General features: G+C 73.7%; 22 protein-coding genes. 15 read left to right on the top strand and 7 right to left on the bottom strand.

Going from position 1 to position 17,923, the window contains the following annotated elements:
• Positions 1-99 precede the first annotated feature (99 nt).
• Positions 100-777 carry a winged helix-turn-helix transcriptional regulator gene (locus tag FHX44_RS03500; RefSeq protein ID WP_147254140.1) on the bottom strand — a complete coding sequence of 226 codons (678 nt, stop codon included), beginning with the start codon at positions 775-777 and terminating at the stop codon, positions 100-102.
• Positions 778-856: 79 nt separating this feature from the next.
• Between FHX44_RS03500 and FHX44_RS03505 the strand changes: the two genes are divergently transcribed.
• The 4 genes from FHX44_RS03505 to FHX44_RS03520 all read left to right on the top strand — a co-directional run bounded on the left by FHX44_RS03505 (position 857) and on the right by FHX44_RS03520 (position 3,191).
• Positions 857-1,381 carry a pyridoxamine 5'-phosphate oxidase family protein gene (locus tag FHX44_RS03505; protein WP_246170189.1) on the top strand — a complete coding sequence of 175 codons (525 nt, stop codon included), beginning with the start codon at positions 857-859 and terminating at the stop codon, positions 1,379-1,381.
• A gap of 91 nt (positions 1,382-1,472) precedes the next feature.
• Positions 1,473-2,060 (top strand): dihydrofolate reductase family protein, encoded by a 588-nt coding sequence (locus tag FHX44_RS03510; protein ID WP_147254141.1) that lies wholly within the window; start codon positions 1,473-1,475, stop codon positions 2,058-2,060.
• A gap of 225 nt (positions 2,061-2,285) precedes the next feature.
• Entirely contained in the window at positions 2,286-2,639 is a 354-nt protein-coding gene (locus tag FHX44_RS03515; protein WP_147254142.1) for an EamA family transporter, read from the top strand.
• On the top strand, positions 2,640-3,191 hold the full coding sequence (locus tag FHX44_RS03520; protein ID WP_147254143.1) for an EamA family transporter: 552 nt from the start codon (positions 2,640-2,642) through the stop codon (positions 3,189-3,191).
• 24 nt (positions 3,192-3,215) lie between these two features.
• On the opposite strand, the gene FHX44_RS03525 is transcribed toward FHX44_RS03520, so the two are convergent.
• Entirely contained in the window at positions 3,216-4,235 is a 1,020-nt protein-coding gene (locus FHX44_RS03525; RefSeq protein ID WP_147254144.1) for a LacI family DNA-binding transcriptional regulator, read from the bottom strand.
• 81 nt (positions 4,236-4,316) lie between these two features.
• Between FHX44_RS03525 and FHX44_RS03530 the strand changes: the two genes are divergently transcribed.
• Genes FHX44_RS03530 through FHX44_RS03545 form a run of 4 tightly spaced genes read left to right on the top strand, consistent with a single transcriptional unit; the run spans position 4,317 to position 6,942 of the window.
• Entirely contained in the window at positions 4,317-4,811 is a 495-nt protein-coding gene (locus FHX44_RS03530; protein ID WP_147254145.1) for an MFS transporter, read from the top strand.
• Between the two features lie 11 nt (positions 4,812-4,822).
• Positions 4,823-5,086: an MFS transporter gene (locus tag FHX44_RS03535; protein WP_147254146.1), complete on the top strand. Its 264-nt coding sequence runs from the start codon at positions 4,823-4,825 to the stop codon at positions 5,084-5,086.
• Positions 5,087-5,104: 18 nt separating this feature from the next.
• On the top strand, positions 5,105-5,632 hold the full coding sequence (locus FHX44_RS03540; RefSeq protein WP_170308753.1) for an MFS transporter: 528 nt from the start codon (positions 5,105-5,107) through the stop codon (positions 5,630-5,632).
• Positions 5,629-6,942 (top strand): sulfatase family protein, encoded by a 1,314-nt coding sequence (locus tag FHX44_RS03545; RefSeq protein WP_147254148.1) that lies wholly within the window; start codon positions 5,629-5,631, stop codon positions 6,940-6,942. Before FHX44_RS03540 ends, FHX44_RS03545 begins: the two co-directional genes overlap by 4 nt.
• Positions 6,943-7,003: 61 nt before the next feature.
• Here FHX44_RS03545 and FHX44_RS43060 read toward each other — a convergent pair whose 3' ends face one another.
• Complete coding sequence (locus FHX44_RS43060; protein WP_246170190.1) at positions 7,004-7,936, bottom strand: M23 family metallopeptidase; 933 nt, start codon at positions 7,934-7,936, stop codon at positions 7,004-7,006.
• A gap of 490 nt (positions 7,937-8,426) precedes the next feature.
• Between FHX44_RS43060 and FHX44_RS03555 the strand changes: the two genes are divergently transcribed.
• Entirely contained in the window at positions 8,427-9,638 is a 1,212-nt protein-coding gene (locus tag FHX44_RS03555) for a hypothetical protein (RefSeq protein ID WP_147254149.1), read from the top strand.
• Between the two features lie 19 nt (positions 9,639-9,657).
• Here the strand turns inward: FHX44_RS03555 and FHX44_RS03560 are convergent, their stop codons facing one another.
• Positions 9,658-10,029, bottom strand: coding sequence for a hypothetical protein (locus tag FHX44_RS03560; RefSeq protein WP_147254150.1), 372 nt, complete (start codon positions 10,027-10,029; stop codon positions 9,658-9,660).
• A gap of 176 nt (positions 10,030-10,205) precedes the next feature.
• Here FHX44_RS03560 and FHX44_RS03565 point away from each other — a divergent pair, with 176 nt between their 5' ends.
• Together FHX44_RS03565 and FHX44_RS03570 are read left to right on the top strand one after the other, a co-directional pair.
• A complete protein-coding gene (locus FHX44_RS03565) occupies positions 10,206-11,318 on the top strand; it encodes a sensor histidine kinase (RefSeq protein ID WP_170308755.1) in 1,113 nt (370 codons plus the stop codon).
• A complete protein-coding gene (locus tag FHX44_RS03570) occupies positions 11,315-11,983 on the top strand; it encodes a response regulator (protein ID WP_147254152.1) in 669 nt (222 codons plus the stop codon). The genes FHX44_RS03565 and FHX44_RS03570 overlap by 4 nt, the downstream gene beginning before the upstream one ends.
• Before the next feature lie 66 nt (positions 11,984-12,049).
• Here the strand turns inward: FHX44_RS03570 and FHX44_RS03575 are convergent, their stop codons facing one another.
• Entirely contained in the window at positions 12,050-12,448 is a 399-nt protein-coding gene (locus FHX44_RS03575; RefSeq protein ID WP_147254153.1) for a hypothetical protein, read from the bottom strand.
• A 165-nt stretch (positions 12,449-12,613) separates the two neighbouring features.
• Between FHX44_RS03575 and FHX44_RS03580 the strand changes: the two genes are divergently transcribed.
• The 3 genes from FHX44_RS03580 to FHX44_RS03590 are packed head-to-tail and all read left to right on the top strand — an operon-like array spanning position 12,614 to position 15,584.
• Positions 12,614-13,288 carry a response regulator transcription factor gene (locus tag FHX44_RS03580; RefSeq protein WP_147254154.1) on the top strand — a complete coding sequence of 225 codons (675 nt, stop codon included), beginning with the start codon at positions 12,614-12,616 and terminating at the stop codon, positions 13,286-13,288.
• Positions 13,285-14,544, top strand: a complete 1,260-nt coding sequence (locus FHX44_RS03585; RefSeq protein WP_147254155.1) for a sensor histidine kinase — start codon at positions 13,285-13,287, stop codon at positions 14,542-14,544. Before FHX44_RS03580 ends, FHX44_RS03585 begins: the two co-directional genes overlap by 4 nt.
• Positions 14,545-14,594: 50 nt before the next feature.
• Positions 14,595-15,584 carry a CapA family protein gene (locus FHX44_RS03590; protein ID WP_147254156.1) on the top strand — a complete coding sequence of 330 codons (990 nt, stop codon included), beginning with the start codon at positions 14,595-14,597 and terminating at the stop codon, positions 15,582-15,584.
• A gap of 4 nt (positions 15,585-15,588) precedes the next feature.
• On the opposite strand, the gene FHX44_RS03595 is transcribed toward FHX44_RS03590, so the two are convergent.
• On the bottom strand, positions 15,589-16,527 hold the full coding sequence (locus tag FHX44_RS03595) for an NADP-dependent oxidoreductase (RefSeq protein WP_147260899.1): 939 nt from the start codon (positions 16,525-16,527) through the stop codon (positions 15,589-15,591).
• A gap of 102 nt (positions 16,528-16,629) precedes the next feature.
• On the bottom strand, positions 16,630-17,034 hold the full coding sequence (locus FHX44_RS03600; protein WP_147254157.1) for a PaaI family thioesterase: 405 nt from the start codon (positions 17,032-17,034) through the stop codon (positions 16,630-16,632).
• A gap of 87 nt (positions 17,035-17,121) precedes the next feature.
• Here FHX44_RS03600 and FHX44_RS03605 point away from each other — a divergent pair, with 87 nt between their 5' ends.
• Positions 17,122-17,919 carry a helix-turn-helix domain-containing protein gene (locus FHX44_RS03605; RefSeq protein WP_147254158.1) on the top strand — a complete coding sequence of 266 codons (798 nt, stop codon included), beginning with the start codon at positions 17,122-17,124 and terminating at the stop codon, positions 17,917-17,919.
• Positions 17,920-17,923 lie beyond the last annotated feature (4 nt).

The raw sequence follows: 17,923 nt of genomic DNA on the forward strand, positions 1-17,923 counted from the left end.
GTTGCCACAACCATGGACGACCGAAACCGCGGATCATGCCGCGCCGTCGTGCCGGTCGGTCGCCCAGGCCGAGACGGCAGGAGACGCAGGCCGGGCAGCTCAGCGGCGGGGCACGTCGGTCGCGTGGGGTGAGGGGTCGAACGTGGCCAGCAGCAGGCCTGTGAGGCCCTGCTTGGCATGTTCCGCGCCGTCGAGGTGCAGTGAGCCCGAGTCCGATGCCGCCGCCAGGGTGATCCGGTGGTCACTGATGGCGCGGAGGGTGTCGAGGGTGGTGACGAGGGTGGCGTCAGGGGGCCTCGGGGCGGTGTCGCGGCTGATGTGGAGCGAGTCGTCGGTGACCTCGACGCAGTAGGTGTCAGCGTCGATGCAGAGCTCGTAGACGCAGCCCGACCCGGTGGCGCGCACCGGGTCGAAGGACGCCTTGATGCTGAGCAGGATGGAGTCGATGCCGAGGGCGCCGTCGGGGGTGGTGGGGGCCTGGCTGCCCCACCGGCCCAGGTGGAGGAGGACCGGTTCCAGGGAACGGCCCCGGTCGGTCAGTTCGTAGAGGCGAACCCGGGCCGGAGGCGGAAGGTCGCGGCGTTGCACGATGCCGTGCTCGGTCAGTTCGCGTAACCGCTGGTTGAGCACGTTGGGGCTGACGCCCGGCAGGCCGGCGTGCAGGTCGTTGAAGCGTTTGGGGCCCAGCAGCAGGTCGCGCACGACCAGCAGGGCCCAGCGTTCGCCGATGACGTCCAGGCCACGGGCGACCCCGCATGGGTCTCCATAGCTGCGCATGCCGCTCATGCTATCTCAGCGATCCTAATTCAGGAGTCCTACTTGCTCTTCAGGAGTTACTCCCTCTACGTTGACGCCCATGAGCCTCTCCGACACCCAGGCGGCGGGCATGCCGCAGGGCGATGTGCGACTGCTGGGCACCCCCACGGCGCAGCGCCTGCTGAACGACAGCACTCTGATGGCGCGACTGGCCTACACCGCCAAGGACGGCGCGCCCCGGCTGATTCCGATGAACTTCCTGTGGAACGGCGACGAGGTGGTCATGGCCGCGTTCGCCGACACCTACAAGGTCCGCGACCTGCGGGCCCGCCCCGAGGTGGCGATCACCATCGACATCGCCGACAGCCCCCCACAGGCGCTGATGCTGCGCGGGAAGGTCACCCTGGCCGAGGTCGAGGGCGTCCTGCCCGAGTACGCCACCATCCAGCGCGCCGGGCTGGGCGAGGAGGCGGGCAGCGCCTACGTGGCGGCGATCGACAAGCCCGGACTGCGGATGGTCCGGATCGCCCTGCGCCCGGCCTGGGTCGGCGTCCTGGACTTCCAGGAGCGGTTCCCGGTCCTCACGCCCGAACCCGTTCTCGCGGCTCTCGGTGCCGGCCGGTAGTGGGCACTCCCGGGCCTGGCCCGGAGCTCACCCCGAGAGTCCGAGCGTCGGTCCGGCACGACACCGGGTTCACCGCGATGGAGGTCGACAGATGCGCAAGATCATTGTGACCGTGTGGACAACACTCGACGGATTCGTCGCCGGCCCGCGGGACGAGATGGACTGGTTGCTGATCGACGACCAGTTGCAGAGGTACGAGCGGGAACTGGTGGAGGACTCCGGCAGCCTGCTGCTGGGGCGGATCACGCACGCCGACTTCGCCGGCTACTGGCCCCGGGCCGCGCAGAACCCCGACGAGACGGATGAAGTGCGCGGGTACGCCCGACGGGTCGACAGCATGGAGAAGATCGTCGTCTCCGACTCGGGGAACATCGCGGCGTGGAAGAACACCCGCAGGCTCGGACGCGTCGACCCGGACGAGATCGTCGAACTCAAGCGCGGCCACGGCGGGGACATCGTGATCTACGGCAGCCTCACAGTGATCCGGTCCCTCGTCGAACTCGGGCTCGTCGACGAGTTCCATCTGCTGGTGCACCCCGTGTTCCTGCGGGCAGGCAAAGCTCTGTTCGAGGACGGCCGGCCACCGGAACGACTGGAGCTGATCTCCGCCGAGCCGTTCGGCTCAGGAGTCGTCCTGATGAAGTACCGGCCGGTCGACCGCACCCCCGCAACCTCCTGAAACCCGCCACCACCCGGCGCCACGGCAGGCTTGCCGGGGTGCCCACCCGCGCATCCTCCTGATCACTGGACGCACCCGCTGGATTACCGCAGGATCGATCCGAACCTTCGGTCGACGTGAGCGAGAAGGGATCGATGTGACGGGGTTGTCCTGGGTGAGCAGGGCCGCGCCGGATGGTGGGGCGCGCATCCGGGACCGAGTCGTCGCGTGCCGGGGTCGTGCGCCTTGGTAGTCGCGGCGCTGCTGGCACTGACCGCGAGCATCGCCTACGGGTCGAGCGACCTCGCGGCCGGGCTCGCCGCCCGTCTCGCCCGGCCGATCGCGATCGCGTTCTGGGGCCACCTCGCGGGAACGCTGGCCGTCGGTGCGATCGCGTGGACGGTGGCAGGCCGGCCACCGCTGGGCGGCCTGGCGTTCGGGCTGCTCGCGGGTGCGGTCGCGGCGATCGGACTGGTGTTGTTCTACGGGGCGATGGCCCGCGGTTCGGTGTCGATCGTGGCTCCCCTGGCCGCGTCCGGGGCAGTGGTCCCGGTCGCGGTGGGCCTGGCTCGCGGCGAGGTACCCGGCGCGCTCGGGTAGGTGGGCCTGGGGATCGCGGTGCTCGGCGTGCTGGTGCTCGCGACCGCGATGCGGCGGCGGACCGCGGAGCCGAACCCACCCTGCCCCGGCGCCCGTCCGGGCTGCATGGACGAGGGCGCCGCCCGATCGCCGCGGATCCCGCCGCCGCTGGGCGCACTGCTCGCTGCCGCGGCGTTCGGATCGGCGTTCGTTCTGATCGACCTGGGTGGCTCCGGCGGGACGTCACCGCTGTGGGTCGCGGCCGGACTGCAGACCGGTGGCCTGCTCGGCCTGCTGCCGATCGCGCTCGCCGGGCCCCTGGTGCGGCTGGCCGTGCCCCGTGCCGCTCTGCCCGTGCTGCTCGTCGCCGGGTTGTTGGCCGCGGCGGGCGACGTCGCACTGGCGATCGCGTTCACCCGGGGAGACATCGCCGTCGTCAGCGTGCTGGCCTCGCTGGACTCCGCGGTGAGCGTGCTGCTCGCGCGGATGGTTCTTCGCGAACGGCTCTCGCTGCGTCAGGCCGGTGCCGTGCTCGCCGTGCTCACCGGCGCGGTGCTGCTCGCCGCGACCTGAGCGTCGAGGGCGCCTCGCGGGCGGTCAGCCGGAGGCGCGGGTGATGAGCTCCCACGTCGCGGCCAGCTCCACGCCGGGGAGCGGGGCGGACGCGTCGAGGCGTTCGAAGAGGCGGGCGACCTCGCGGGAGAAGTCCAGGGCGGCGGCGCCGACCGTGGTGAGGGCGGGCGAGATCATCAGGCCTTCGGGGATGTTGCCGATGCCGATGACCGCGAGCTGGTCGGGCACGGCGACACCCAGGTCGCGGGCCGCCCAGATGCCGTCGACCGCGGCCCGGTCGGTGGCCGAGAGCAGCGCGGTCGGGGGTTCCGGGCGGCGCAGGAGGTCGCGGACCGCGGCATAGGCATCGGAGCGCGAGTCGGCGACGGGGCGGACCAGCTCCGGGTCCACCGCGATGCCGTGGGCGACGAGACCGTCGGTGTAGCTGCGCATCTTGACGTCGGCCAGCGCGCCACCGTGCTCGTCGGCGTGTGCGAGGAAGGCGACGCGACGGTGGCCGGCGCCGATCAGCCGCTCGACCGCGGCGCGGCAGGCGCTCGCGCGGTCCTGGCGGACCACGTCGAAGCCGCCGGGCTCGAGGTCGTCGTCGAACACCACGAGCGAGCAGCCCTGTGCTGCTAGCGCCGCGAGCTCGGCGCCGTCGAGCGGGCAGTCGGGCAACAGGACGGCGCCGTCGATGTAGCGCTGCTTCAGCACCCGCAGGATGGCCGCCGTGGACGCACCGGTGATGACCGGAAGCGCGACGACCGCGAACCCGCGCCCGGCCGCGGCCACCTGCAGCTCCTCGGCGAGCCGGTCCGACCACGGGCTGGACGGCGCCGGGTACATCAGCGCCACCACGTCCGTGCGCTGCCGCCGCAGGCTGCGGGCGGCGTGGTCGAGCTGGTACCCGGTCTCCGCGACGGCCCGCAGCACCCGCTCCCGCGTCTCGGGAGGGGGCGGCTTCGCGCCTCCCCTCCGCCCGGAGAGCACGTAGGAGACCGTGGCGGTGGAGACGCCCGCGCGCTCGGCGATGTCGCGTTGGGTGGGGCGGCGCGGCGGCACGCCGAAGACCGTAACCCGGCTTTACAGCGGAGGCGAGAACCCCTACCGTGCCGTGTTAATCGAATAACACGGGAGGCAGCGATGGCGCAGCGACCGACCACCCAACCCATGCCCAAGGTGGTGGCGGCGAGCCTCTCCGGCGCGATGCTCGAGTGGTACGACTTCAACCTCTACGGGATCTCGGCGGCGCTGGTCTTCAGCAAGCTCTTCTTCCCCGACATCGACCCCGTCCTCGGCACCCTCGCATCGCTCGCGACGTTCGGCGTCGGGTTCGTGTCCCGTCCCATCGGGGCGCTCGTCTTCGGCCACCTCGGCGACCGCCTGGGCCGCAAGCAGGTGCTCGTGACCACGATGATGATCATCGGGACGGCGACGTTCCTCATCGGGCTGCTGCCCGACTACCACACGATCGGTCTCTGGGCCCCGGCGCTGCTCGTGCTCCTGCGGCTCGTGCAGGGGCTCGGGCTCGGCGGCGAGTTCGGCGGGGCGTCGCTGCTCACGGTGGAGCACGCGCCGCGCCACCGCCGCGGGTTCTGGGGCAGCCTCCCGCAGACCGGCGGCCGATCGGCTACCTGATCGCCGTCTGCGTGGTCAGCCTGTTCGCCGCACTGCCGGAGGAGCAGTTCCTGTCGTGGGGCTGGCGGGTCCCGTTCCTGTTCAGCGCGGTACTGCTGGTCGTCGGCCTCGTCGTCCGGCTCAAGATCCAGGAGACGCCAGCGTTCCAGCGGGTCAAGGAAGCCGGGCAGGAGGAGCGCATCCCGCTGCTCGCGGCGCTGCGCCGCTACCCGCGCAACATCGCCGTGGCGTTCGGCGTGCGACTCGGCGAGGCCGGCAGCTCCCAGATCTACTAGCCGTTCGCGATCAGCTACGTGACCACGAGCCTCGGGTACGGATCCGGCGTCGCGCTCACGGGCGTCGTGCTCTACAACCTCCTCGGGCTCGCGCTCATCCCCGTGGCGGGGGCGATCTCCGACCGCGTCAGCCGCAGGCCGATCTACCTCACCGGCGCCCTCGTCGTCGCGCTGAGCGCGTTCCCCTACTTCTGGCTGCTGGACTCCGGCTCCACCGCGCTCGTCTGGACGGCGATGGCGCTCGCCGTGCTCGGCGGCGCCGTGTGCATGTCGAGCTTGCAGGCCACGCTGTTCACGGAGATGTTCGGCGTCGGTGTGCGGTACTCAGGGATGTCCTTCGCCTACCAACTGTCGGCGATGGTGGCCGGGTTCGTCCCGGCGATCGCCACCTCGTTCCTCGTGGCGTCCGGCGGCGCGAGCTGGCCGGTGGCGACGCTCGCCGTCGCGCTCGGCCTGGTGTCGGCGATCGCCACGCTGTTCCTGCCCGAGACCCGCGACCTCGACGTGTCCGAGCTCGAATCCCGATCCGTGGAGGCCCCTGCGTGACGCCGAACGTCCTCGTCTTCTTCACCGACCAGCAGCGCTTCGACACCACCGGGGTGCACGGCAACCCGCACGGCCTCACGCCGCACTTCGACCGGATGGCGCGCGAGGGCGTACACGTCGAGCGGTCGTTCACCTGCCAGCCGGTGTGCGCGCCGTCGCGGGCGGCGTTGCAGACCGGCCGCTGGCCGACGGCGACCGGCTGCTTCCGCAACGGCATCCCCCTGCCGGTGGGCGAGCCGACGCTGGCCCACCGGTTCGCCGCCGTCGGGTACGAGACCGCGTACATGGGCAAGTGGCACCTCGCCGACGACGACGTGGCGGGTCCGGTGCGACCCGAGCAGCGCGGCGGGTACGAGCGGTGGCTCACGTCGAACCTGCTGGAGTTCACCTCCGACGCCTACGAGACCACCCTCTACGACGAGCGCGGCGATCCGCACGACCTGCCCGGCTACCGCGCCGACGCGCTCACCGACGCCGCGATCGCCTACCTGCGCGAGGCGCGGGACCGGCCGTTCTTCCTGTTCCTGTCCTACCTGGAGCCGCACCACCAGAACAGCCGCGACGACTACCCGGCCCCGCACGGCTACGCCGAGCGCTACGCCGACCCGTGGCTGCCCGGAGACCTCGCCGCGCTCGACGGCAACACCCGCGAGCACATCGCGGGCTACTACGGGATGGTCCAGCGGGTGGACGAGTGCCTCGGCCGCGTCCGCGGCGCGCTCGACGAGCTCGGCCTCACCGGCGACACGGTCGTGCTCTACACCTCCGACCACGGGTGCCACTTCAAGACCCGCAACGGCGAGTACAAGCGCAGCTGCCACGACGCGTCGATCCGGGTGCCCACGGCGCTCGCCGGGCCGGGGTTCGGCACCGGGCGGCCGGTGCGGCGGCTGGTGAGCCACCTCGACCTGCCCCCGACCCTGCTCGACGCGGCCGGGCTACCGGTGCCGGAGGAGATGGACGGCCGCTCGCTGCTGCCCGTCGTGCGCGGCGAGCCGGACCCGCAGCCCGACGATGTGCTGGTGCAGATCAGTGAGTCACAGGTCGGACGGGCCCTGCGCACGCAGCGCTGGAAGTACGCGGCCGTCGCACCGGGAGCCGACGGGTGGACGACCCCGGCGGCGGAGCGGTACGTCGACTCCCACCTCTACGACCTCGATGCCGACCCGCACGAACTGCACAACCTCGTCGACAGCCCGACACACCGGGAGGTGCTCGCCGAGCTGCGCGAGCGCCTGGCGGAGCGGATCGCGGAGGCGGGCGAGGCACGCCCGCTGGTCGAGCCGGCCCCGCTGGAACGGGCCGGCTGAACGACGGATCGCCGACCGGCGGAACGGCGCCGGCGAGCCGCTGAGGCGCCTCGGAGTCCGCTCAGTAGTCGATGCCGAGCTTGTCGAGCCACGGGCGCGGGTTGATCTTGTTGCCGTTCGGGGTCTCGACCTCGATGTGCAGGTGCGGGCCGGTGGACCGGCCGCGGTTGCCCACCTCGGCGATCAACTCCCCGGCCGCGACCTGCTGGCCCTTCCGGACCATCGAGCGGTTGATGTGGCCGTATGTGGTGACGGTGCCGTCGTCATGGCGCACCCGGACCCACATGCCGAAACCGCTCGCAGGACCCGACTCGATCACGGTGCCGGCGAGCGGGGCGCGGATCGGCGTGCCGATCGGGGCGGCGATGTCGAGGCCCTCGTGGGCCCGCCCCCATCGGGAGCCGAACCCGGACGTCACGCGCCCGGCGATCATCTGCAGGGCGCTGCCCGCCGAGGTCGCCTCGGCCTTCTTCGCGGCCTCCTCGGCTGCGCGCGCGGCCTCGGCCGCCTTGGCCGCCTCGGCCGCCGCCTCGGCTTCCTCCGCCGCACGAGCCGCCGCCGCGGCCTCGGCTGCGGCCCGCTGCATGTCGGCCGCCTTGACCAGCGACGCCGCGTCGGCCAGCTGGAGGTCGGCGGGCAGGTCGGCCGCGACGTCGGAAACCACCGGCGCGAACGCCACCGACGTCGCGTCGGTGACGTCGAACGCCTCCGCGGGCGCTGACGCGGGTTCCACGCCGATGAGCTCCTCGACGGCGGCGCGCAGGGCGGCGCCGTCCGCGGCGACGGGGAGGGTCTGGGCGAGCGCGTGTTGGGCCGTGGCCGCGAGCGCTCCGCCTGCCACGACGGTGGCGACGAACCGTGCGGGCAGCGACGAGGTCAACTGCTGGACGGGTACCGACCGGTGCGCGGCACCGACCCCCGCTGCCGCCAGTGCGGCGGACAGCGGGGGCCCGAGGTGCGCGTGCCGGCCCTGGGGGGAGCGGTGCCGAGCCACGACCTTTCCTTCCGGATCTCGTGGCGACCCGGCCGGACGTCCCGCTCGGGGGTGCGGGCGGACCGTCGGGGGGCGTTCGGTCCGTGTCCGGTTTCGTGACCGGGTCGTTATCGATCCGGGGGCAACGTTAGCCGCCGCCCAGCGTTGGACAACTCGTCAGGCCGCGGAGTGAGGCCGTCGGCCCAGGTCGCGCGACGAGCGGCAGAAACGGCCACCCCCGGTGACGGCGACCGGTCTGCCGTCCGCCGTTCACCGCATGGTCACGTCCTGTCCCCCGCCGATGGCCGTCCCGTGCGTCGGTTGGAGCGCGTCTGCACCCGCGGGTACCGGCAAACGGGGCATCCTCAGCTGTCGATCGCCGCACCGGCTGCGGTGGGCGGTGACGAGTCGATGATCAGGATCGACGACCGGCGCACCCGTCAAGTCCACCGGAGGAGATCACGCAACCGATGTCCCCACCCCCACCCGTCCGGGTACGGTTGGGCCGCCGGTGCGCGAGGGGAGCGAGGTGTTCCGCAGGTCAGACCGTGGGGGCGGACTCCCCGACGAGCGCGTCCTGGCCGCGCGCAACGAGGCCACCCAGGCCTTCCTCGCCCTCGACGACGAGCAGCGCGCCGTGGCCGACGCCGTGCGGGTGGCCGTCGAGCTGAGCGGGAGGACCCGGCTCGGGGACGAGTGGCTCGAGGTCGCCGCGATCGGCGACGCCGCCACCAGCGCATACCTCACCGCCACCCAGGAGCACCCGCTCGACGGCAGCCGCCCCGCCCTCGGCGCGCTCGACGCCGACGTGAAGGCGCTGCGCGAGATCGAGCGGGCGCGGGAGGCGATCCGCCGGTTCCGGGCCATGCACGCGCGCAGCCTCGACGAGGCCGAGTACGCCGTCAGGAACCTGCCGCGCATCGCGCAGGAAGCGCGCACCACGCTCGGCAGCGCGCGCACGGCCGTGCAGAACGCCGCCGCGTCGGGCGTGCGGTCGCGGCGGGCCGAGGAGCGGCTCGCGGAGGCCGAACGGAGCGCCGCGGGGATGGACGGGCCGGGCGCCGGGCTCCAGGAGCGCATGCGCGCGGCGCAGCACACCCTCGAGCTCGCCCGCTCCGCGGCGGAGCTCGCCGCCGAGGCGCCCCGCACCGCCCAGCAGGTGCGCACGGCGCTCGCCAGCATCGCCACCCGCCGGTCGGCCGCGGAGACGAAGGCGGGCCGCATCGCGCCGTCGCTCTCGGCGCTGCTGCGGGAGTTCTCCGAACCCTGCTCCCGCGATCTCACCAAAGCCGAGACCGCCGCCCGCACGGCCATCGCCGACGCCGAGCGCGCCCTCACGGAGGCAGGCCGCCTGGCCGAGGCAGGCGAGTGGGACGAGGCGACCGACCGGGTCACGGCCGCCCGGGCGGCACTCGCCCGTGCCGAGGAACGGCACGACGCGGTGGTCGACCGGCTCGCCGCGCTGCGCGACGTCCGGGCCGATCCGGCCCGCCACGCGGCCGACACCCGCTTCGTGCTGCGCGACGCGCAGCGCCTCGTCGTCGACCGTGGCCTCGTCCGTGAGTTCGGGCCGATCCTCGACGGGCAGGCGGTGCGGCTGGAGAGGGCCCAGCAGCGGCTCGCCGGCGTCCACCCCGACTACTGGTTCTTCGTCACCGAGCTGCGGGGCATCCGGGAGCGGGTGCGCGAGGTCGTCGGGCAGGTCCGCCGCTCCGGGCAGTAGCCCGATCCCGTGAGTCGGGCTACGAGTGCGCGCGAGTCTCGCCCAGCCGGACGGGGGGCTTCACCAGGGAACCGACCGCTGCGGCGACGCCCACCACGAGCGCGACCATCTGCACCCACTTGCCCACCGTGACCAGGGCGTTCTGGCTGCCGAACATGTTCGCGAGGTCGCCGACCACGAAGAACCCGACCAGGATGAACCCGCCGGCCACGAGCGAGATCACCGGCGCCCAGCGCACGGGCAGCAGGGCGACGAGGCCTGCGGCCAGGAGGATCAGCATCCCCGGAGGGACGACGGGATACTCCCAACCGCCGAGCACCTGGATCGGGATCCCGAGCGCCGAGATCACCAGGCTGACGAGGACGACGCGCCGCAGGCGGTCGGCGAGCATCCGGAACATAGCTACCCCCAGTGCTGTGCGGCCCACCCGGTGTGGGCCGTCACCGACGCTAGGGACGGCGGCGGCCGAGCACGTCCGTCCGGGAGCGGCACCGCCGCTACGCAGATCCGCGTAGATCGGCTCCGGCGAGGTCCGCGGCGGTCCGCAGGCCACTAGCCTCGATGTTCGTGATCTCCTGGGGCCGGCGCGGCGCGCTGCCGAGCGTCCGCGTCGTCGCCGTGGCTGCGGTGCTGGCGGTCGTCGTGCCGGCCGGCACCGCGCTCGTCGCCCGGTTCCAGGCGGAGGCGGTGTTCGACGCGCGGGGTGTCGTCGCGATCCTGCTCGCCGCCGCGGCGTGGAGCCGGCACCGGGCGGCACCCGCCGTCTCGGCGGTTGCCGTCGTCGCCATCGTCGTCGGCTACGTGCTCGCCGGCCAGGCGTTCGGACCGATCCTGTTCTTCGTCGTGCTCGCCGCATTCGCCCTGACCCGCCACCGCCCCGTCCGGATCGCCGCGCCCGTCTGCGTCGCGTCCTGCCTGGCACTGGCCGCGGCCTTGTGGACGCGCCTCGACACCGAGCCCCACGCAGTGACCGTGACGCTCCTCCTGGCGTGGCCGACCGTGTTCCTCGCCGTTCCCGCGCTCGCCGGGGCGCTGACGAGAGTCCGGGCCGAGGCCGCGGAGCGGGAACGCGCCGCGCTGATCGCACGGGGCGCCGACGAGGAGCGGTTGCGTGTTGCGCGCGAGGTGCACGACATCGCGGGGCACGGCTTCGCCGTGGTCGCGATGCAGGCGGGTGTGGCGCTCACCGTGTTCGACGAACAGCCCGCCCAGGCCCGGTTGTCCCTCGAAGCGATCCGGTCGGCCAGCGAGCACGCGCTGCACGAGCTGCAGGCCACGCTCGACACGCTGCACACCGGCGCGCCAACCGCCCGGGACGTCCCCGATCTCGTCGAACGTGTGCGGGCCGGCGGGCTCCCGGTCGCGCTGAGCGTCACCGGCGACCCGGGGATGCTCGGCGAACGCGAGTCCGCCACCGTCTACCGGCTGGTTCAGGAGGCGCTGACGAACGTGCTGCGCCACGCCGGGCCGACGGCGGCCGAGGTGGACGTCGAGTACGGCGTGCACGAGGTGTCGGTCGCCGTACGCGACCGGGGCGCGGGCGGTGCGGCGGAGCCGGGACGCGGCCTGCGTGGCCTGCGGCAGCGGGTCGAGGAACTGCAGGGCACGTTCACCGCGCGGGAGCGGCCCACCGGCGGCTACGAGGTGGCGGCGACGTTTCCGCACGGGGGGTCCCGGTGATCCGGGTCGCCCTCGCCGACGACGACGAGCTCGTGCGGATGGGCCTGCGCGTCCTGGTCGAGCGCGAGGGCGATCTCGAGCTCGTCGGCGAGGCGGACAGCGGCGGGGGCGCGCTCGACCTGGTGCGCTCGGCCCGCCCCGACGTGCTGCTGCTCGATCTGAAGATGCCCGGCCTGGACGGTATCGGCGTGCTGCGGGCCGTTGCGGCCGACCCGCAGCTGTCCGGGACACGGGTGATCGTCGTGACCACCTTCGAGATCGACCGATACGTGGCCGAGGCGCTGCAGGCAGGGGCGAGCGGGTTCCTGCTGAAGAGCAACGTGCCCGCCGAGCTGGTTCGGGCGATCCGCGTGGTCGCCGAGGGCCATGCGCTGCTCTCGCCGTCGGTGACCCGCCGGGTGGTCGGCATGTTCGGGCGCAACCTCGCCGGGCCGACGCCGCCGCGTGCCGCGTGGGACTCCCTGACCACACGGGAACGCGAGATGGTCGCCTGGGTGGCCACCGGGCTCTCCAACGACGAGATCGCCCGTGAGCTCGTGCTGAGCCCGGACACGGTGCGCACCCACGTGAGCCGGGCGATGGTCAAGCTGGCCGCTCGCGACCGGGCCCAGCTCGTCGTCTTCGCGATGCGGAAAGGACTGTCCATCCCCGACGTCGCCGGATGAGCGAGCGTCGGCGAGGCCGTGCGATGAGCAGGGGTGGCGGCCCCCCTACCGCCACCCCTGCCGCTCTCAGCGCGGCGGTGCGGGCACCGCCGGTTCGACCCGGTCGACGCGCGGAGGCGACGGCGGGCCGTCGGCGTCGCACGTCACCGGGGGCGGCGCCCCCGGCTCGGCGGGCACGACCCGGATCGCTTCCCCGTCCGGCAGGACGCGGACGGCTCCCTCACCGGGCTCGACGCGGTGGCGTCTCCCCTCCTCCACCCGCGGCCGCTCCGGCCGGGCCGGAACGGCCCGAAGCCGCTCGCGGTCCTCCTCGGTGGGCTCCCGCGTCACGAGCTCACCGTTCTCGCAGGTCACGATCAAGGGCCTGCGGTCGTCCTCCGGCTCGCCCGCCGAGGCCGCACCTGCCGTCGCGACCGACAGGGCCGCGGCCACCAGCACGGCCACCGCGATGCTCCGCTCACCCACCCCGCCGGCTCCGCCGGCTCGCCATCCCCCAGGTCTGCGCATCGTTCGCCTTCCGCTCGTCTCTCTCGGACGGGGGAAGCCTCGCGGGGTCAGGCTGAACCGGGCCTGAACGTTCCCGAACGCGTCTTCAGGTTCGGCTCAGGCGCACCCGCGAGACTGCCTGCCGTGCGGATGTTGCTGGTGGACGACGAGCGACGGCTGACCGACGTGCTCGCGAGCGGGCTGGCGAACGAGGGGTTCGCGGTGGACGTCGCCCACGACGGGCGGGACGGGCTGTGGCTCGCCACCGAGAACGACTACGACGTGATCGTCCTCGACGTGATGCTGCCGCGGCTGTCCGGCTACGCCGTCTGCCGCGAGCTGCGGGATGCGCGCAACTGGACGCCGATCCTCATGCTCACCGCCAAGGACGGCGTGCACGACGAGGCCGAGGCGCTCGACACCGGGGCGGACGACTACCTGTCCAAGCCGTTCTCGTACGTGGTGCTGCTCGCGCGGCTGCGGGCCCTCGTCCGCAGGGGTGGACCGGCGCGACCGGTGTCGATCGCCGTCGGTGACCTGACGCTCGATCCGGCCGGCCTGCGCTGCCGGCGCGGCGAGGTGGACATCGCGTTGACGCCGAAGGAGTTCGCCGTTCTGCACGGGCTGGCGCGCCGGGCGGGCGAGGTCGTGTCCAAGCGGGAGCTGCTCGCGCAGGCGTGGGACTTCGCCTACGACGGCGACCCGAACATCGTCGAGGTCTACGTGAGCGCGCTCCGGCGCAAGATCGATGCCCCGTTCGGCCGGACGTCGCTGGTCACCGTGCGGGGAGCCGGTTACCGGCTGGAGGCAACGTCATGAGGGTCGTGAAGCTGCCCTCGCGGATGTCGGTGCGCCTGCGGGCGACGCTCGCCGCCACGGCCGTCGTCGCCGTCGCGCTCGGCGGCGCGTCCGCGGTGCTGGTGAGCGTGCTGGCCGGCAGCCTGGCCGACAGCGCGGCCGCCGAGGCGGAGCGCCGGGCCGCCCTGACCGCGCAGCTGCTCGCGATGCCCACCCCACCGGCCCCGGTGGAGGAACCCCGGCTGATGGTCGCGCCGGACGTCGTCGTGCGCCCGGCGCTGCCGGGCGTCCCCCCGCCCACCGTCACGCAGTCGGAACGCTTCGCCGTGGCCAGCCGGCCCGTGCTGACCGCAGACGGCGCCGTGCTCGTGCAGGCCAGGGCGTCGCTGCACCCGGCCGCCGCCGCACTCGAGACGTTGCGCTCGGTGCTGCTGCCCGGTGTCCCCGCCCTGCTCCTGCTGGTCGCCGCGCTCACCTGGTTCGCCGTCGGGCGGGCGCTCGCACCGGTCTCGGAAATCCGCCGCGAGCTCGCCGACATCACCGCCACCGACCTGCACCGCCGCGTCCCGGTGCCAGCCGCGCGGGACGAGGTCAGGCTCCTCGCCGAGACCACGAACCGCACCCTCGACCGGCTCGAGCACGCGGTCGGGCAGCACCGCCGGTTCGTCGCCGACGCGGCGCATGAGCTGCGCAGCCCCCTGGCAGTGCTGCGCACCCGCCTGGAGATCGCCCCGCCCCAGCCGCTCGCGGCCGAGGCACTCGCCGACGTCGAGCGGATCCAGCGGCTCACCACCGACCTGCTGCTGCTGGCCCGGCTCGACGCCGGCGAACCACCCGAGCACGGCGAGGTCGACCTCGGGCAGGTCGCCGCCGAGGAGGCCGCGCTGGCCCGGCCGCGCTCCGACGTCCAGGTGGACCTGCGGATCGACGCCGGGATCGTGGTGCCCGGTTCGGCGGAGCAGCTGCGCAGGCTGGTGGCCAACCTCGTCGACAACGCCGTGCGGCACGCGTCGAGCACCGTGACCGTCCGCCTGGGCGAGCGTGACGGCCATGCCGTGCTGGAGGTCGAGGACGACGGGCCGGGCATCCCGGCCGACCGGCAGGAAGCGGTCTTCGACCGGTTCGCCCGCCTCGACGAGGCGAGGGCCCGCGACGCAGGCGGCTCCGGGCTGGGTCTGGCGATCGCCCGCGACGTCGCGGTGCTCCACGGCGGTTCGCTCACGGTGGCGGGCGGCCCGCCGGGCGCGCTGCTGCGGGCCCGGTTCCCGATCGGCTGATCTCGCGCGGCCGCGGAAACGCCTGCGGCCCTCCTGCCGACGAGATCAGCATGGGGCTCCGGGCGATCGCGGCGGTCGTGCTGGCTCCGCTCGCCGTCGCGGCCTGCGCGGCGCCGCTCCCCGTCGAGCCCGCGGCCGCGCAGGAGGTGGCGACCGGCGCGCCCCACCCGGCCCTCGAGCGGATCGTCGTGCACGGCACCGGGGACGTCAGCCTCGATCCCGAGTACATCCCCGCGCTGCGGGCCGAGGGTTACGCCCACGCCTGGTCCGGCCTCCGGGGTCTGTTCGCCGCCGACGACCTCACGATCGTCAACCTCGAGTGCCCGGTCTCGACGCGGGGCACGGCGGTGGAGAAGGCGTTCACCTTCCGCTGCGACCCCGCCGCCCTGCCGGCCGCGCGGGCCGCGGGCGTGGACGTCGCCAACTTCGCGAACAACCACATCCGCGACTTCGGCCGCGACGCGATGCTCGACTCGATCCGGCACGCGCACGAGGCCGGCATCGCGCCGGTCGGCGTCGGCGAGGACCTCGCGGCCGCGACCGCACCCGCCGTCGTCGAGCGCGGCGGCTGGCGGATCGCCGTGCTCGGCTTCGGCGGGGTGGTCCCGACCGCCGAATGGCTCGCGACCCCGCGCTCCCCCGGCCTCGCGTCCGGCGACGATCCCGACCTGATGGTCGAGGCGGTGCGCGCCGCCGACGCCGTGGCCGACCTGGTGTTCGTCACCATCCACTGGGGGATGGAGCTGGACACCGCGCCCCGCGCCGACGACATCCGCTTCGCCGAGGCGATGATCGAGGCGGGCGCGGACGGGATCTTCGGCCACCACCAGCACCGGCTGGGCCCGCTCGGCACGTACCGGGAGCGCCCGATCGCATGGGGCCTGGGCAACTTCGTGTGGCCGCGCCTCTCGCAGGAGTCGGCCAGTACGGCCGTGGCCCGGTTCGTGGTGGAGCCCGACGGTGCGGTGCGCGGCTGCCTGCTCCCCGCGGTGATCGTGGAGCACGCGCATCCGGAGCTGACCGGTGCCCCGGCCTGCTAGCGGCTCAGACCGTCAGCACCAGCTTGCCCGTGGTGCGTCCCAGCTCCCCCGCGCGGTGGGCGTGTGACGCGCGTTCCAGCGGGAACGTCTCGGCCACGAGCACGCGCAGCCGCCGGTCGTCGACGAGGCGGGCGAGCCCCTCGAGCCCGTGGCCGTCCGGTTCGACGAGCATCGTGGTGGCGCGCAGGCCACGCTCCGCCGCCGCGGCGAGCGCGGCGGGCGCGGCCGCCGAAGGCAGGCAGATGAGCCGGCCCTCCGGGTGCAGGACCTCGAGCGAGCGCGTCGACACCTCGCCGCCGATGAGATCGAGCACGAGGTCGACCGGGTCGATCGCCTTCTCGAACGCCTCGGCGCGGTAGTCGATCGCCTCGTCGATGCCTAGGTCGTGCAGCAGGTTGTGCTTCCCCGCCGACGCCGTGCCGATCACGTGCGCGCCCCGCGCCTTCGCGATCTGGACTGCGAGGTGGCCCACCCCGCCCGCCGCGGCGTGCACGAGGACACGCTGCCCCGGCTGCACGGCGGCGATGTCCACGAGGCACTGCCACGCGGTGAGCCCGGCGAGCGACAGGCCGGCCGCCTCCACCTCGGAGAGCCCGGCGGGGCGGTGGGCGAAGTGGCGGGACGGGGCCGTCACGAACTCGGCGTACGCGCCCGCCTGGCGCGGGAACCACGGCATCCCGAACACGGAGTCGCCCACCGCGAAGCGGGTGACGCCACGCCCGACCGCGTCGACGGTGCCCGCGACGTCCCATCCCACGGTGAACGGCGGCGGGCCGAGCACCGCGGCCATCCCGGCCCCCGCGCGGGTCTTCCAGTCCACGGGGTTCACGCCGGCCGCTCCGACCCGCACCCGGATCTCGGTGGGCAGCGGCTGCGGGATCTCCGCCTCGCCGAGCTCGAGCACCTCCGGTCCGCCGGTCGCAAGCTGTGTGATGACGCGCATCGTTCCCACGCCGGATGCCTACCACCGGCACGCCCCGCATCGCGGGCAGGAACCGCGTCCCCGCCTCCTCGCGCGACGAACGGCATCCTTTCCGCGCCAGGATTATCCGCGCAGGACCGCTTGTGTCTGGGTGACGCGCGCGGCGAGGCGGCCGTCGGCGTCGCGCAGCTCGGTGTCGGCCACGATCACGCTCCGCCCTGCGTTGAGCAGCCGGGCCGTCGCCTCCACGTGGCCCCCCGTCACCGGTCGCAGGAAGTTGGTCGCCGAGGTCACGGTGGCGGTGCCCGTCGCCCCGTCGGGCAGGTTGAGGAACGCGCACCAGCCGCCCGCGGCGTCGGCGAGCGCCATCAGCGCCCCGCCGTGCAGCAACCCGCCCGACGTGCAGCGGGTGGCGTCCCAGTCCAACCGCAGCACGACCTCGTCGGGACCCACCTTCAGCGCCGTCGCACCGAGCACTGCGGTGAACGGCATGGCGGCGTGCAGCGCAGTGGTGAGCTCGTCGGTCATGGCGATCACCCTGCCCGTCGTCCCGACGCCGGTCCATTACCCCGGACGTCATCGAGCGGCCACGGCCGGGCGGCTAACGTCGCCGGCATGACCGCCGCAACCGCCACCGGCACCTCGTTCGGATCCCAGCTGCGCGAGTGGCGGCAGCGGCGCCGCCTCACCCAGCTCGACCTCGGCATCCAGGCGGACGTGTCGGCCCGGCACCTCAGCTTCCTGGAGACGGGCCGGTCGCGGCCCAGCCGGGAGATGGTGCTGCTGCTCGCAGAGGAGCTGGACATGCCGCTGCGCGCCAGGAACGAGCTGATGATGGCCGCCGGGTACGCCCCCGCCTACACCGAGCATTCGCTCGACGACGCCGAGATGGGTGAGGTCCAGCGCTCCCTGAAGCAGATCCTCGAGGGCCACGCGCCGTTCCCGGCCGTGCTCGTCGACGGGAGCTGGAACATGCTGGGCGCCAACAGCGCCGTGGCGCTGCTCACCGACCTCGTCGACCCCGCGCTGCTCACGCCGCCGGTGAACGTGCTGCGCGTGAGCCTGCACCCGCGCGGCCTCGCCCCGCACGTCGCCGACCTGCCCGAGTACGCGGCGCACCTGGTCTCCCGGTTGCGCAGGCAGGCCGAGCGCTCCGCGACGACCGGGCTGCGGGTCCTGCTGGACGAGCTCACCGGCTACTGCCGCGACGCGGGGCTCGACCCGATGGCGCAGCCGCGCGACCGCATCGTGCTGCCGCTGCGGCTGCGCCACCCCGACCAGGAGCTCACGATGTTCAGCACCGTCGCCGTGCTCGGCGCCCCGCTGGACGTCACCCTCGACGAGATCGCCATCGAGAGCTTCTTCCCCGCCGACGACGCCACCAGCGCGTACCTGCGGGAGCGGTTCGGGTAATTCG

This window comes from Pseudonocardia hierapolitana (genome assembly GCF_007994075.1).
Classification (GTDB): Bacteria; Actinomycetota; Actinomycetes; order Mycobacteriales; family Pseudonocardiaceae; genus Pseudonocardia; species Pseudonocardia hierapolitana.

What these genes read in the sequence shown, in the direction of transcription:
- FHX44_RS03500 (WP_147254140.1), bottom strand. Translation starts at nt 777, where the DNA reads ATGCGCAGCTATGGAGACCCATGCGGGGTCGCCCGTGGCCTGGACGTC.
- FHX44_RS03505 (WP_246170189.1), top strand. Translation starts at nt 857, where the DNA reads ATGAGCCTCTCCGACACCCAGGCGGCGGGCATGCCGCAGGGCGATGTG.
- FHX44_RS03510 (WP_147254141.1), top strand. Translation starts at nt 1,473, where the DNA reads ATGCGCAAGATCATTGTGACCGTGTGGACAACACTCGACGGATTCGTC.
- FHX44_RS03530 (WP_147254145.1), top strand. Translation starts at nt 4,317, where the DNA reads ATGGCGCAGCGACCGACCACCCAACCCATGCCCAAGGTGGTGGCGGCG.
- FHX44_RS03560 (WP_147254150.1), bottom strand. Translation starts at nt 10,029, where the DNA reads ATGCTCGCCGACCGCCTGCGGCGCGTCGTCCTCGTCAGCCTGGTGATC.
- FHX44_RS03585 (WP_147254155.1), top strand. Translation starts at nt 13,285, where the DNA reads ATGAGGGTCGTGAAGCTGCCCTCGCGGATGTCGGTGCGCCTGCGGGCG.
- FHX44_RS03590 (WP_147254156.1), top strand. Translation starts at nt 14,595, where the DNA reads ATGGGGCTCCGGGCGATCGCGGCGGTCGTGCTGGCTCCGCTCGCCGTC.
- FHX44_RS03595 (WP_147260899.1), bottom strand. Translation starts at nt 16,527, where the DNA reads ATGCGCGTCATCACACAGCTTGCGACCGGCGGACCGGAGGTGCTCGAG.
- FHX44_RS03600 (WP_147254157.1), bottom strand. Translation starts at nt 17,034, where the DNA reads ATGACCGACGAGCTCACCACTGCGCTGCACGCCGCCATGCCGTTCACC.
- FHX44_RS03605 (WP_147254158.1), top strand. Translation starts at nt 17,122, where the DNA reads ATGACCGCCGCAACCGCCACCGGCACCTCGTTCGGATCCCAGCTGCGC.